Annotated in this window: 15 protein-coding genes; 12 read left to right on the forward strand and 3 right to left on the reverse strand. The window is 69.9% G+C overall.

From position 1 onward, the window contains the following. The first annotated feature begins 169 nt into the window (after positions 1 to 169). Complete coding sequence (locus E1286_RS19290; RefSeq protein ID WP_132614415.1) at positions 170 to 1,270, forward strand: C40 family peptidase; 1,101 nt, start codon at positions 170 to 172, stop codon at positions 1,268 to 1,270. Positions 1,271 to 1,275: 5 nt separating this feature from the next. On the opposite strand, the gene E1286_RS19295 is transcribed toward E1286_RS19290, so the two are convergent. After that, positions 1,276 to 1,767 carry an inorganic diphosphatase gene (locus E1286_RS19295; protein ID WP_106243463.1) on the reverse strand — a complete coding sequence of 164 codons (492 nt, stop codon included), beginning with the start codon at positions 1,765 to 1,767 and terminating at the stop codon, positions 1,276 to 1,278. Between the two features lie 84 nt (positions 1,768 to 1,851). On the opposite strand from E1286_RS19295, the gene dacB reads away from it, so the two are divergent. The 11 genes from dacB to E1286_RS19350 all read left to right on the forward strand — a co-directional run bounded on the left by dacB (position 1,852) and on the right by E1286_RS19350 (position 11,613). Further along, entirely contained in the window at positions 1,852 to 3,279 is a 1,428-nt protein-coding gene (gene dacB / locus E1286_RS19300) for a D-alanyl-D-alanine carboxypeptidase/D-alanyl-D-alanine endopeptidase (protein WP_132614417.1), read from the forward strand. 51 nt (positions 3,280 to 3,330) lie between these two features. Continuing rightward, on the forward strand, positions 3,331 to 4,407 hold the full coding sequence (locus E1286_RS19305) for a zinc-dependent metalloprotease (protein ID WP_187368188.1): 1,077 nt from the start codon (positions 3,331 to 3,333) through the stop codon (positions 4,405 to 4,407). A 51-nt stretch (positions 4,408 to 4,458) separates the two neighbouring features. Beyond that, positions 4,459 to 5,463 (forward strand): tRNA lysidine(34) synthetase TilS, encoded by a 1,005-nt coding sequence (gene tilS / locus E1286_RS19310; protein ID WP_132614420.1) that lies wholly within the window; start codon positions 4,459 to 4,461, stop codon positions 5,461 to 5,463. Positions 5,464 to 5,473: 10 nt separating this feature from the next. Then, positions 5,474 to 6,025, forward strand: a complete 552-nt coding sequence (hpt, locus tag E1286_RS19315; RefSeq protein ID WP_223190127.1) for a hypoxanthine phosphoribosyltransferase — start codon at positions 5,474 to 5,476, stop codon at positions 6,023 to 6,025. Between the two features lie 236 nt (positions 6,026 to 6,261). Beyond that, positions 6,262 to 8,259, forward strand: coding sequence for an ATP-dependent zinc metalloprotease FtsH (gene ftsH / locus E1286_RS19320; RefSeq protein ID WP_132614422.1), 1,998 nt, complete (start codon positions 6,262 to 6,264; stop codon positions 8,257 to 8,259). A 106-nt stretch (positions 8,260 to 8,365) separates the two neighbouring features. Further along, entirely contained in the window at positions 8,366 to 8,944 is a 579-nt protein-coding gene (gene folE / locus E1286_RS19325; protein WP_132614424.1) for a GTP cyclohydrolase I FolE, read from the forward strand. Positions 8,945 to 9,002: 58 nt separating this feature from the next. Beyond that, entirely contained in the window at positions 9,003 to 9,860 is an 858-nt protein-coding gene (gene folP / locus E1286_RS19330) for a dihydropteroate synthase (protein ID WP_165969801.1), read from the forward strand. Continuing rightward, on the forward strand, positions 9,857 to 10,303 hold the full coding sequence (locus E1286_RS19335) for a nuclear transport factor 2 family protein (RefSeq protein WP_132614426.1): 447 nt from the start codon (positions 9,857 to 9,859) through the stop codon (positions 10,301 to 10,303). Before folP ends, E1286_RS19335 begins: the two co-directional genes overlap by 4 nt. Next, entirely contained in the window at positions 10,293 to 10,658 is a 366-nt protein-coding gene (gene folB / locus E1286_RS19340; RefSeq protein WP_425464762.1) for a dihydroneopterin aldolase, read from the forward strand. The genes E1286_RS19335 and folB overlap by 11 nt, the downstream gene beginning before the upstream one ends. Next, positions 10,655 to 11,158 carry a 2-amino-4-hydroxy-6-hydroxymethyldihydropteridine diphosphokinase gene (folK, locus tag E1286_RS19345; protein WP_132614430.1) on the forward strand — a complete coding sequence of 168 codons (504 nt, stop codon included), beginning with the start codon at positions 10,655 to 10,657 and terminating at the stop codon, positions 11,156 to 11,158. Before folB ends, folK begins: the two co-directional genes overlap by 4 nt. Further along, positions 11,155 to 11,613 (forward strand): DUF3180 domain-containing protein, encoded by a 459-nt coding sequence (locus E1286_RS19350; RefSeq protein ID WP_132614432.1) that lies wholly within the window; start codon positions 11,155 to 11,157, stop codon positions 11,611 to 11,613. Before folK ends, E1286_RS19350 begins: the two co-directional genes overlap by 4 nt. Here E1286_RS19350 and E1286_RS19355 read toward each other — a convergent pair. Both E1286_RS19355 and E1286_RS19360 read right to left on the reverse strand, forming a co-directional pair. Further along, the gene (locus E1286_RS19355) at positions 11,610 to 11,795 is read right to left on the reverse strand and encodes a hypothetical protein (protein ID WP_132614434.1); all 186 of its coding nucleotides are present in this window, start codon (positions 11,793 to 11,795) and stop codon (positions 11,610 to 11,612) included. The genes E1286_RS19350 and E1286_RS19355 overlap by 4 nt on opposite strands. A gap of 89 nt (positions 11,796 to 11,884) precedes the next feature. After that, entirely contained in the window at positions 11,885 to 13,030 is a 1,146-nt protein-coding gene (locus tag E1286_RS19360; protein WP_132614436.1) for an NADH-quinone oxidoreductase subunit D, read from the reverse strand. Positions 13,031 to 13,097 lie beyond the last annotated feature (67 nt).

The following is a 13,097-nucleotide window of genomic DNA, read 5'->3' on the forward strand; positions in this document are numbered from 1 at the left end:
GCCCACCACGCCGCCGCAGCCCGCGCCGCCCCCGGCCGGCCAGCCGAATCCGTCGGGCTCCATCGGCTGAGACTCCCCGAACACGCGTTCCGGTGACGTCGACTACGTTACGTGAGCGCATTGCCGGGAACTGTGTGCATAGAGTGACCATCTGTTTTCGGGGGGACCTATGCGCGCATTCCGGGCCGGGCTCCTCGCGGCCTGCTTGCTCGTCGGCCACTGCCCGCCCGCCGTGGCGGAGCCGCGCCCGTCCTCGCGTGAGGTGGAGCGGGCCCGCCAGACCGTACGCGAGCGGTCGAAGGAGCTGGGCCGGACGAACGCCGAGCTGGCCACGGCCCAGGCCCGGCTGGACGAGCTGGCTGCCGAGGTGGGGCGGCTGGTGGAGGCGTACAACGGGGAGCGGGTCCGGCTTCGGCAGGCCGAGGAGGCCCGCACGCAGGCCCAGGCCCGACTGGCGGCGGCCGACGCCGAGGTCGAACGGGTCCGCCAGGACGTCGCCCTGCTGGCCACCGACGACCACGGCGGCCTCGGGCTGATGAAGCCGCTGGTCGGCATGATCCTCGACCAGGGCGGCACGGACGGGTTCCTGCACCGGGCGGGCATGCTCGGGCACCTGAGAAGCGAACGCTCCGCGCTCCTGCGCAACATGCGCGACGCTCAGGAGGTCGCGGCGATCCTGCGGGCGCAGGCGGCCAACGCCCACGCGGCCCAGCGGGCGGCCGCCGAGCGCGCCCGGCTGGCCAAGGCCGCCGCCCGGGAGGCCGTGGCCAGGCAGCGCCGCGAGACCAGGGCTCTGCGGGCCCGTAAGGACAGGCTCCAGCGCAAGGTGGACGCGGCCCGCAGCCGCGCCGAGCTGCTGGCCAGAAAGCGGGCCGCCGCCGCGCGGGGCCTGGTCACCGGCGGCTCGGCCATCGGCGACGTGGCCGCGAACTGGGCGCTCACCCAGCTCGGCAAGCCGTACGTGTGGGCCGCCGACGGCCCCGGCTCCTACGACTGCTCGGGGCTGACCATGCGGGCCTGGGAGAGGGCGGGCGTGCGCCTCGACCACTGGACCGGCACGCAGTGGACCTCGGGCCCACGCGTGCCGTTCGACCAGCTACGCCGCGGCGACCTGCTGTTCTTCGGCCACACCGCCGACTCCTCGGCCATCCACCACGTCGGCATCTACGTCGGGCGCGGCCAGATGGTGCACGCGCCGCAGACCGGCGACGTCGTGCGGGTGGCCTCGATCTGGCGCGGGGACCTGGTGGGCGCCACCAGGCCCCGCTGAGGAGGTCAGTGGTGACCCTCCTCCTTCGCGCGCCGGAACGAGCGCTCGATCTCGGCCTCGGCCTCGATGCGCCCGACCCAGTTGGCGCCCTCGACCGACTTGCCGGGTTCGAGGTCCTTGTAGACCTCGAAGAAGTGCTGGATCTCCAGCCGGTCGAACTCGGAGACGTGGTGGATGTCCTGGATGTGGTGCATCCGCGGGTCGGTGGACGGGACACACAGGACCTTGTCGTCCCCACCCTTCTCGTCGGTCATCCGGAACATCCCCACCGCGCGGCACGTGATGTAGCAGCCCGGGAACGTCGGCTCCTGGAGCAGCACCAGCGCGTCGAGCGGGTCGCCGTCCTCGCCGAGGGTGTGCTCGATGAAGCCGTAGTCGGCGGGGTACTGCGTGGAGGTGAACAGGAGCCGGTCGAGCCTGATCTTTCCGGTTTCGTGGTCCACTTCGTACTTGTTCCGTTGCCCCTTGGGAATCTCAACGACAACGTCGAACTCCACCGCGGTTCCTCCGCTCAGGCCCCCGGGAACCCCCGGCTGGGCGTTAATGTCTCGTAGGCGAACACAGGAGAGAGGGCAGGCGACGTGGCGCGGCGCGACCGGTGGGTGATGCTGACCACACTCGTCGTGCTCCAGGCGGTGACGATCGTCATCGGCATCTACGCGATGACCACCGGTCTGAGCCTGGGCACCCTGACGGGCGGGGCTTCACCGACCAGGCCGACGGCGTCGTCCCCGGCGGAAGGAGCTTCCCCCGTCCCCGTGGTCACCTCCGGGCCTGTGCTGGCCCGGCTTCCGGCGAAGTCCGGAGACGGACCTCTCCCGACTAAGACTACTTTGACGCGGCAGCTCACCGACGCGGCGGGGGACCGGGCGCTGGGCGACCGGGTGGGGGCCGTGGTGATCGACACGGTCACCGGGGAGCGGCTTTTCGGGGTCAATCCCGACGTGGCCATCACGCCGGCCTCCACGACCAAGGTGGTCGTCTGCGCCGCCGCGCTGGCCTCGCTGGGCCCCGACGCCAAACTGGCCACCCGGGTGGTCCAGGGCGCGAAGCCAGGCGCGATCGTCCTCGTCGGCGGCGGCGACCCGATGCTCGCCGGGCCGTCGGCCAAGCCGACGTACCCGAAGCAGGCCAGTCTGAGCGTCCTGGCGGCTCGTACGGCGGCCGCGCTCAAAAAACAAGGCGTTCAAAAAATCACGCTTTCTTACGACACATCGCTCTTTGTTGGGCCGGCGAAGTCCACCGGGTGGAAGCGGAACTACATCCCCGACGGAGAGGTCGCGCCCGTCCACGCCCTGGCCATGGACGAGGGCCGGCAGGACCCGCGCTCCAACACGCCCCGCGTCTCCGACCCGGCCGAGCACGCCGCCGAGGCCTTCGCCGGGCAGCTGGCCAAGCGGGGCGTCGCGGTGTCGGGCTCCGTACGCCAGGCCAAGGCGCCCGCCGGGGCCGCCGAGCTGGCCCGGGTCGACTCCGCCCCGCTCTACGCCCTGGTGGAGCACACCCTCACGCGCAGCGACAACGACTTCGCCGAGGCTCTGCTGCGGCACACCGCCATCAAGGAGGGCCAGGAGGCGTCGTTCGCGGGCGGCGCCAAGGCCGTGAACACGGTGCTGCGGCGCCTCGGCGTGGCGCAGCAGGTCACGCTCACCGACGGCAGCGGTCTGTCCATCCAGAACCGCATCGCGCCGAGCACGCTGGCCCAGGTCATCGCCATGGCGGGCTCGCCGCGGCATCCCCAGCTGCACGCCGTCGCCTCCGGCATGCCGATCGCGGGCTTCTCCGGCACGCTCGGCAACGGCAGCCGGTTCACCACCCGTGACAGCAAGGACCAGGTCGGCCTCGTACGCGCCAAGACCGGCACGCTCAACCACGTCAACACGCTCGCCGGGCTGGCCACGACGAAGGACGGGCGGCTGGTCACGTTCGCGTTCATGGCCGACCGCGTGCCGGTCAACGCCGAGCCGGTGCTCGACCGGCTGGCGGCCATCGTGTCCCGTTCCTCCTGAGTATGAGACGGCCCTTCGCGGCTTTACCTCCGAGCACGTACGGTGGACGTTATGCAGGTGATCGACTGGGATCTGGCCGTCACGACCGGTACGCGCCTGGTGCGCCCCGGTCCTCAGGTGAGCAGGGAGGAGGCCAGGCAGGCCGTCACCGAGCTCCGCACCCTGTCGCGCGAGGCCGAGGGCCACGTGCGCGAGTTCACCAAGATTCACACCGATACCGCGCCGCAGACCGCGACCGTCGTCGACCGGCCCGGCTGGATCCGCGCCAACGTCGAGGGCTTCCGCGTGGTGCTCGAGCCTTTGACCCAGCGCATGGGCAACAGCTCCAACCCGCCGCCGGCCATCGTCTCGGCCGTGGGCTCCCGCATCACCGGCGTCGAGGTCGGGGCCGTGCTGGCCTTCCTCGCCTCGCGGGTGCTCGGGCAGTATGAGCTGTTCCTCCCGCCCGATCCCACGGGCCAGGAGCCGGCCGGCCGGCTGACGCTCGTCGCGCCCAACATCGTCCACGCCGAGCGCGAGATGGGCGTCAACCCCCACGACTTCCGCCTGTGGGTCTGCCTGCACGAGGAGACCCACCGGGTGCAGTTCACGGGCGTGCCGTGGCTGCGCGAATACGTCCGCGGGCAGATGACCGAGTTCCTGCTCGCCTCCGACCTCGACCTGCCCACCCTGCTGGAGCGCCTGCGCAACGCCGCCGACACCGTGGCCGACGTGGTGCGGGGCGGCGAGGGCAACCTCATCGACGTCATCCAGTCGCCCGGCCAGAAGGAGATCCTCGACCGGCTGACCGCCGTGATGACCCTGGTCGAGGGCCACGGCGACTATGTGATGGACGCGGTGGGCCCGTCCGTGGTGCCCTCGGTGGCCGACATCCGCGCCAAGTTCGCCCAGCGCCGCGAGGGCGGCACCCGCCTCGACCGCACCGTCCGCCGCCTGCTCGGCATCGAGCTCAAGATGAAGCAGTACGCCGAGGGCTCCGCGTTCGTGCGCACGGTCGTGGACCGCGTCGGCATGGACGGCTTCAACAAGATCTGGACATCACCGGAGACCCTCCCGACGCATCAGGAGATCTCCGACCCGACGTCCTGGATCGACCGCGTCATCGGCACCCCGGCGCTCCCGGCCTGACCCGCCGCCCGCCCGGGTCGGCGGTCGCCGCGGGTGCGGGAGAATGCAGGCGTGGGGCCGCATCCAGCCGTAGCCGACGTGCGCAGAGCCGTGCGTGAGGCGCTGGCCGACGTCCAGCGCGACGCGCTGGTGCTGGCGGCGTGCAGCGGCGGCGCCGACTCGCTGGCGCTGGCCGCGGCGCTGGGCTTCGTTGCGCCCCGCATGAGCCTGCGCGCGGGCCTGCTCACCGTCGACCACCGGCTGCAGGCAGGCTCGGCCGGACGAGCGGCTACGGTCGCCGAGATCGGCGCGCGCGACCTCGGCCTCGATCCCGCCGAGGTGCTCACCGTCACGGTCGGCGCCGCGGGCGGGCCCGAGGCGGCGGCGCGGGAAGCCCGCTACGCCGCGCTCGCCGAGGCGGCCGACCGGCTGGGGGCCGCCGCCGTGCTGCTCGGCCACACCAGGGACGACCAGGCCGAGACCGTCCTGCTGGGCTTGGCCAGGGGCAGCGGGCCGAGGTCGTTGTCCGGCATGGCCGCCGTGACCGGCCGCTACCGCCGCCCCTTCCTCGACCTGTCCCGCGCCACCACCGTCGCCGCCTGCGCGGCCCTCGGCCTCGACCCGTGGGACGACCCGCACAACGACGACCCCCGCTACACCCGGGTGCGCGTGCGGCGCAGGGTGCTGCCCGTGCTGGAGGCCGAGCTCGGCCCAGGCGTGGCAGAAGCGCTCGCCAGGACCGCGAGACTGGCCCGCGAGGACGCCGACGCCCTCGACGAGTGGGCTGAATCGGCGTATCAGAATTGCGCTCTAAGCGATATCGGCGAGGCCGGAAAGCCGGTGGAGCTGAGCGTCGCCGCGCTGGAGAGGCTGCCCGACGCCGTCAGGCGGCGGGTGCTGCGGCGCGCGGCCATCGCCGCCGGAGCCCAGTCGGGGGCGCTCTTCGCCACCCACGTGCTCTCTGTCGACCGGCTGATCACGAGCTGGCACGGGCAGAAGGCCGTTGACCTGCCCGGGGGTCTGACCGCTGTGCGGCGGTATGGCACCCTGATACTCGCCATCAGTCCCATCCCGTAAGGAACCACAGGTGGACGCTGCCGACATGGGCCACGACCTGGAGAAGGTCCTCATCCCCGAGGCCGAGCTCCAAGACAAGATCAAGGAGCTGGCCGGCCGGATCGACGAGGACTACGCGGGCAAGGACGTCCTGCTCGTGGGGGTGCTGAAGGGCGCCGTCATGGTGATGGCCGACCTGGCCAGGGCGTTGCACGTGCCGGTGCAGATGGACTGGATGGCGGTGTCGTCGTACGGCGCGGGCACCAAGTCGTCCGGGGTCGTCCGCGTGCTGAAAGACCTCGACACCGACATCTTGAACCGCCACGTGCTGATCGTCGAGGACATCATCGACTCCGGCCTCACCCTGCACTGGCTGCTGGAAAACCTGAAGTCGCGCAATCCCGCCTCGCTGGAGATCTGCGCCGCGTTGCGCAAACCCGACGCGGTGAAGGTGCCCATCGACGTCAAATACGTGGGCTTCGACATTCCCAACGAGTTCGTCATCGGTTATGGGCTCGACTACGCGGAGCGATACCGCAACCTGCCCTTCATCGGCACTCTGGCTCCGCACGTTTATCAGTAGCGTTCGCACATGGCCGGGAACACCGCGCGACGTGACGTACGTTGAAAGGGCAAGGCCGGTGTAGCGGGCGGGTCCCTCCGTGCGCTCTGCCGGTGTACCTTCAGACTCTTGGAGGGTGACCGCGTGTCGCCTTCGGGTAGTCAGAAGTCGCGGTGCCGGATGCCGCGGCCCCGGGCCAGCCCGGGGTTCCAGGCCATGGTCAGGAAGGGACGGGCCCGCAAGGGGTTCCGCATCGGATGGATCTCAAGCGATTTACACGTGGGCCACTGCTGTGGATCCTGGGCATCGTCGTGCTGCTCCTGCTCGTCACGCAGTTGTTCGGTGGCGGCGGAAATTACAAGACGGCCGACACGTCCTTGGTCCTTCAGCAGATTCGCGCCGGAAACGTCAGCAACGCCAAGATCGTCGACAAGGACAACCGGATCGAGGTGACCCTCAACAACCCGGTCTCGGTCAAGTCCGGCGACGCACCGACCAAGCTGATCCAGTCCGACTGGGTCACCGGCTACGGCAGCAAGCTGACCGATGAGCTGCAGGCTCAGGTCGACGCGGGCAAGACCAAGAGCTTCACCACCGAGGTGCCCCAGGACAACATCCTGGTCAGCCTGCTGGTGAGCTTCCTGCCGATCGTCATCATCGTGCTGCTCTTCCTGTTCATCATGAACCAGATGCAGGGCGGCGGCTCACGTGTGATGAACTTCGGCAAGTCCAAGGCCAAGCTCATCACGAAGGACACCCCCAAGACCACGTTCGCCGATGTCGCCGGCGCCGACGAGGCCATCGAGGAGCTCCAGGAGATCAAGGAGTTCCTGCAGGCCCCGGCGAAGTTCCAGGCGATCGGCGCCAAGATCCCCAAGGGTGTGCTCCTGTACGGCCCGCCCGGCACCGGTAAGACGCTGCTGGCGCGCGCCGTCGCCGGTGAGGCCGGCGTGCCGTTCTACTCGATCTCCGGCTCCGACTTCGTCGAGATGTTCGTGGGTGTCGGCGCCTCGCGAGTGCGCGACCTGTTCGAGCAGGCCAAGGCCAACGCCCCGGCGATCATCTTCATCGACGAGATCGACGCCGTCGGCCGCCACCGCGGCGCCGGCCTGGGCGGCGGTCACGACGAGCGCGAGCAGACGCTCAACCAGCTGCTCGTCGAGATGGACGGCTTCGACGTCAAGGGCGGCGTGATCCTCATCGCGGCGACCAACCGGCCCGACATCCTCGACCCCGCGCTGCTGCGTCCCGGCCGGTTCGACCGGCAGGTCACCGTCGACCGTCCCGACCTAGAGGGCCGCAAGGGCATCCTCAAGGTCCACGGTCGCGGCAAGCCGTTCGCGCCCGACGTCGACCTCGACGTCATCGCGCGACGCACCCCCGGGTTCACCGGCGCCGACCTGGCCAACGTGATCAACGAGGCGGCCCTGCTCACCGCGCGGGCCGACCAGAAGCTGATCACGATGGAGGTCCTCGAGGAGGCGATCGACCGTGTCATGGCAGGGCCCGAGCGCAAGACGCGGGTCATGTCCGACAAGGAGAAGAAGATGATCGCCTACCACGAGGGCGGTCACGCGTTGGTGGCGCACGCGCTGCCCAACTCCGACCCGGTCCACAAGATCACGATTCTGTCCCGCGGCCGCGCCCTCGGTTACACGATGACGCTGCCGATGGAGGACAAGTTCCTGGCCACCAGGTCCGAGATGATGGACCAGCTCGCGATGCTGCTCGGCGGCCGCGCGGCGGAGGAGCTCGTCTTCCACGAGCCCACCACCGGCGCCTCCAACGACATCGAGAAGGCCACGGCCGTCGCCCGTCGCATGGTGGTCGAATACGGCATGAGCGAGGCGCTCGGCGCCCGTAAGTTCGGCAGCGGCCAGGCCGAGGTGTTCCTCGGCCGCGAAATGGGTCACGAGCGCGACTACTCCGAGAAGATCGCCTCCACGATCGACGAAGAGGTCCGCCGGATGATCGAGACGGCGCACGACCAGGCCTGGGACATCCTGGTCCAATACCGCGACGTGCTCGACAACCTGGTGCTGGAGCTCATGGAGAAGGAGACCCTCTCCCGCCAGCAGGTGCTCGAGATCTTCGCTCCGGTGATCGTCAAGGAACACCGCCCGTCCTACGCGGGCTACGGCAAGCGGCTCCCGTCGGACCGCCCGCCGATCCTGACCCCCAAGGAGAAGCAGTCGGCCAACGGCTCGCTCACCGGCGGGCACCAGGAAGCCCTGCCGTCAGGGGACTCTGCGTGACGACACGAGTGAGCGCCGTCGCCCGGAGAAGCGGCAGGAGCGGAGCGACCAGCGCGGGGCAAGGCGGCGGCGTCCGGCGAGCGAGCGTGCCGAGCGGAGCCAGGCCGTGACCGAGCATGACGTCGACCTGGCACGCATCGAGAAGGCCGTCCGCGAGATCCTCTACGCCATCGGCGAGGATCCCGACCGTGACGGCCTGATCGAGACGCCCGCCCGGGTCGCCCGCGCGATGGCCGAGCAGTTCTCCGGGCTCGGCCAGACGCCGGAGCAGGTGCTCACCAAGGTCTTCGACGTCGACCACGACGAGATGGTGCTCGTCAAGGACATCGAGGTCTACTCCACGTGTGAGCACCACCTGGTGCCCTTCCACGGGCTGGCGCACGTGGGGTACATCCCCAACGCGCGTGGCCAGGTGACCGGGCTGTCGAAGCTGGCCCGGCTGGTCGACGTGTACGCGCGCCGTCCGCAGGTCCAGGAGCGCATGACCTCGCAGATCGCCGACGCCCTCATGCGGGTGCTGGAGCCGCGCGGGGTCATCGTGGTGATCGAGGCCGAACACCTCTGCATGACCATGCGGGGCGTACGCAAGCCGGGCGCCAGAACGGTGACCTCGGCGGTGCGCGGCGACTTCCGTACGAGTGACAAGACCCGATCCGAGGCGATGGCGCTGATCCTGGGCCGGTGACGACCGAACGGGGTACCCACGATGTCAACAAGTATGGGGAAGCGCCTAGGCTTGCCCCATGACTAGCGTGCCCATCAACGTGCCGGGAGGTGCGGATCGGTGCCTCGTCATGGGTGTGGTCAATGTGACACCCGATTCGTTCTCCGACGGCGGCATGTGGTTCGACGAGGCGGTTGCCATCCGCCACGGCCTCGACCTGATCGGACAGGGCGCCGACATCGTCGACGTGGGCGGCGAGTCCACCCGCCCGGGCGCGGCACGGGTCTCCCTGGAGGAAGAGCTGGCCCGGGTCGTCCCGGTGGTCCGGGCGCTGAGCTCCGAGGGCGTGGTGGTCAGCGTCGACACGATGCGCGCCGAGGTCGCCAGGGCCTCGGTCGAGGCCGGCGCCAAGATCGTCAATGACGTGAGCGGCGGCCTGGCCGACCCCGAGATGCCGCGCGTGGTCGCCGAGACCGGAGTCACGTACGTCGTGATGCACTGGCGCGGCCACAGCCATGACATGCAATCCCGCGCCGTCTACAAGGACGTGGTGGCGGAGGTGTGCGCCGAGCTCACCAAGCGGGTCGACCTCGTCCTCGCGGAAGGTGTGACGCAGGCGCAGATCGTCCTCGACCCCGGCCTCGGCTTCGCCAAGAACGCCGAGCACAACTGGGCAGTGCTGGCCGGCATCCCCAAGCTGGCCGAGCTGGGCTATCCGCTGCTCGTCGGCGCGTCCCGCAAGCGTTTCCTGGGGCGGCTGCTGGCCGCCCCCGACGGCACGCCACGGCCGTTCGACCGTAGTGACGACGCCACGATGGCCGTGACGGCGCTGGCCGCGCACGCGGGCGCGTGGTGCGTACGCGTCCACCAGGTGGCCCCCAACGCCGATGCGGTACGCGTTGCCGCTGCATGGAAGAGAGCCGGAGCAGGCACATGAGCGTCGACACCGCAGCCATCGAGACGGTCAACCAGGAGTTCTACGCCGCGATCGAAAGCGGCGACCTCGACAAGATGACGGAGATCTGGGCCGAGGACTCCCCTGACGACCAGGTGACCTGCGTCCATCCGGGCTGGACCCTCCTCCAGGGCCGCTCCGAGGTGCTGCGCTCGTGGGCGCTGATCATGGCCAACACCACCTACATCCAGTTCGTGCTGACCGACGTCGACACGACCGTGCTGGGCGATGTGGCCGTGCTGACCTGTGTCGAGAACATCCTGACCGCGGGGGAGGAGGGTGAGGCCAGCTTCGCCGCGGGCAAGGTGGTGGCCAGCAACGTCTACGTCCGCACCCCACAGGGCTGGCGGTTGTGGATGCACCACGGTTCGCCGGTGCTCCAGGGCGACGACGACGATGAGGAGGAGGGCGAGCTTGAGCGCTGATCGCATCGCCCTCAAAGGCCTGCGGGCCCGGGGGAGGCATGGTGTGCTCGCTGCCGAGCGGGAGCTCGGGCAGGAGTTCGTCGTCGACGCGACGCTGTTCCTCGACACCGCGCCGGCCGCGGCCGGCGACGACCTCACCAAGACCGTCCACTACGGGGAGCTGGCCCAGGCGCTGACCGAGGTGGTGGAGGGCGAGCCCGTTCAGCTCATCGAGACGCTGGCGCAGCGGCTGGCCGACGTGTGCCTGGCCAGCGAGCTGGTGCAGCGGGTCGAGGTGAGCGTGCACAAACCGGCAGCGCCCATCCCGCTGCCGTTCGACGACGTGGTCGTGACGATCGAGCGGAGCCGCGCATGAAGGTGGTGCTCTCTCTCGGCAGCAATCTGGGCAACCGGTTCCAGACGCTGCAGGGTGCCGTGGACACGTTGTTCGACGCGCCGGGGCTCGATTTCGTCAAGGCGTCCTCCGTCTACGAGACCGACCCCGTCGGCGGCCCCGGCGGGCAGCGGCCGTACCTGAACGCGATCGTGATCGCGGAGACCACCCTGGAGCCGCGCACGCTGCTGGAGCGGGCGCAGGGCGTGGAGAACGCCTTCGGCCGCGTCCGCGAGGAGCGGTGGGGGGCGCGCACCCTCGACATCGACCTGATCGTGGTGGGCGACACCGTCTGCGACGACCCCGACCTCACGCTGCCTCACCCCCGGGCACACGAGCGCGCGTTCGTACTGGTGCCGTGGGCGAAGGTCGATCCCGAGGGCGTGCTGCCCGGGCACGGCCGGGTGGCGGAGCTTGCGGCGGGGCTCGATCGCCAAGGGGTGCGCCTGCGCGACGACCTGAAGCTGCAGAGGCCCGATTGAAGCCCACACATCCCGGTCACCTCGTCGGCGTCCTGGTCATCGTCGCCCTGATCGCATGGGCGGTGATCTCGCGGGTCTACGCCGACCTGCCCCTCATGCCATGGACGGCGATCCCCACCGTGCTGCTGCTCGCCATCGGCGAGGGCTACAGCGGCTGGGTGACCAAGGCGCGCATCGCCAGGAAACCCGGCACCAAGCCGGTGGAGCCGCTGGCCGTGGCCCGGTTGGCGGCGCTGGCCAAGGCGTCGGCGTACGCGGGGGCCGGGTTCGGCGGGTTGTTCGCCGGGTTCGCCCTCTACACGGTGCAACTGCTCGACCGTGACACGCCGCGTACGGAGTTCTTCGTCGCGACGGGGTCGTTCGTGTCGTGCGTGGCGCTGGTCTGTGCCGCCCTCTACCTCGAGCACGCCTGCCGCATCCCGACCGAGCAGGACGAGGCCGACCAGCGCGACTAGTGCTCTTCGGGCAGGCCCTCGGCGGCCGGGCGGGAGCCGCCGCGCAGGCGGTCGTGCCACATGTCGCGTTGCAGCAGGCGCAGCGCGCGGCGCAGGACGTCGCTGGGCCGCTCGCCTTCCCGCAGGGCGGCACGGATGATCCGCTCGTCTTCGGCGTTGGCCCGGAAGGCGATGTCAGCCATGGCCCTGAGCTTATGGACCCGCCGGCGCCTCTGTCCTGGGTTTACTCGTCGTCACTTGTCGCGTCACTTCTCGATGTCACTTGTCGATGTCACTTGTCGATGTCTCCCACGACGAAGAACATCGAGCCCAGGATGGCCACCATGTCGGCGACCAGGTGCCCGGGCAGCATCTCGCGCAGCACCTGGATGTTGCTGTACGACGCCGAGCGCAGCTTGAGCCGCCACGGCGTCTTGTCGCCCTTCGAGACCAGGTAGTAGCCGTTGATGCCGAGCGGGTTCTCCGTCCACGCGTACGTGTGGCCCTCCGGGACCTTGAGCACCTTCGGCAGCCGCTGGTTGATCGGGCCGGGCGGCAGTGAGCGCAGCTTCTCGACGCAGGCGTCGGCCAGGTCGAGCGAGACCTTGAGCTGGTCGAACAGCACCTCGAAGCGGGCCTGGCAGTCGCCGGCGCCGCGCGTGACGACCTTCACCGGCAGCTCGGGATAGGCCAGGTACGGGTCGTCGCGGCGCAGGTCGAAGTCGACGCCGGAGGCGCGGGCGACGGGGCCGCTGACGCCGTACTGCATGATCTGCTCGCGGGAGAGCACGCCGACGCCCTTCGTGCGGGCGATGAAGATCTCGTTGTGCAGGATGAGATCCTCGATGTCGGGCACGCGGCGGCGGGTCTCGGCGACGGCCTCCGACACCCGGTCGAGCCAGCCGTACGGCAGGTCCTCCTTCAGGCCGCCGACCCGGTTGAACATGTAGTGCATGCGCCCGCCGGAGATCTCCTCCATGACAGCCTGGATGCGTTCGCGCTCGTTGAAGGAGTAGAACAGCGGCGTCATCGCGCCGAGCTCCAGCGGGTAAGAGCCGAGGAACATCAGGTGGTTGAGCACCCGGTTGAGCTCCGCCAGCAGCGTACGCGCCCACACGGCCCGCACCGGGGGCTCCATGCCGAGCATGCGTTCGGCGGCCAGCACCACGCCCAGCTCGTTGGCGAACCCCGACAGCCAGTCGTGCCGGTTGGCCAGCATGATGATCTGGCGGTAGTCGCGGACCTCGAACAACTTCTCCGCGCCCCGGTGCATGTAGCCGACGATCGGCTCGGCGGCGGTGATGCGCTCGCCGTCGAGGGTCAGCCGGAGCCGAAGCACGCCGTGGGTGGACGGGTGCTGTGGGCCGATGTTGAGGACCATGTCCTCGGTGGCCAGTTCTTTCGCGCCCGCGCCGATTCCCACCACGCGTTCCGTCATACGGCCATGCTGCCACCGTCCCGTTTGGCGGGCCAGCGCGGGGGATGGTCAAGAGATGGCATGAAAC

The organism is Nonomuraea terrae (assembly GCF_004348995.1).
Classification (GTDB): Bacteria; Actinomycetota; Actinomycetes; order Streptosporangiales; family Streptosporangiaceae; genus Nonomuraea; species Nonomuraea terrae.

Bases quoted from the DNA above. Each gene is read 5' to 3' on its own strand.
- E1286_RS19355 (WP_132614434.1), bottom strand. From the start codon at position 11,795: ATGGCTGACATCGCCTTCCGGGCCAACGCCGAAGACGAGCGGATCATC.
- ftsH (WP_132614422.1), top strand. From the start codon at position 6,262: ATGGATCTCAAGCGATTTACACGTGGGCCACTGCTGTGGATCCTGGGC.
- E1286_RS19305 (WP_187368188.1), top strand. From the start codon at position 3,331: ATGCAGGTGATCGACTGGGATCTGGCCGTCACGACCGGTACGCGCCTG.
- E1286_RS19335 (WP_132614426.1), top strand. From the start codon at position 9,857: ATGAGCGTCGACACCGCAGCCATCGAGACGGTCAACCAGGAGTTCTAC.
- E1286_RS19360 (WP_132614436.1), bottom strand. From the start codon at position 13,030: ATGACGGAACGCGTGGTGGGAATCGGCGCGGGCGCGAAAGAACTGGCC.
- E1286_RS19290 (WP_132614415.1), top strand. From the start codon at position 170: ATGCGCGCATTCCGGGCCGGGCTCCTCGCGGCCTGCTTGCTCGTCGGC.
- folP (WP_165969801.1), top strand. From the start codon at position 9,003: ATGACTAGCGTGCCCATCAACGTGCCGGGAGGTGCGGATCGGTGCCTC.
- folK (WP_132614430.1), top strand. From the start codon at position 10,655: ATGAAGGTGGTGCTCTCTCTCGGCAGCAATCTGGGCAACCGGTTCCAG.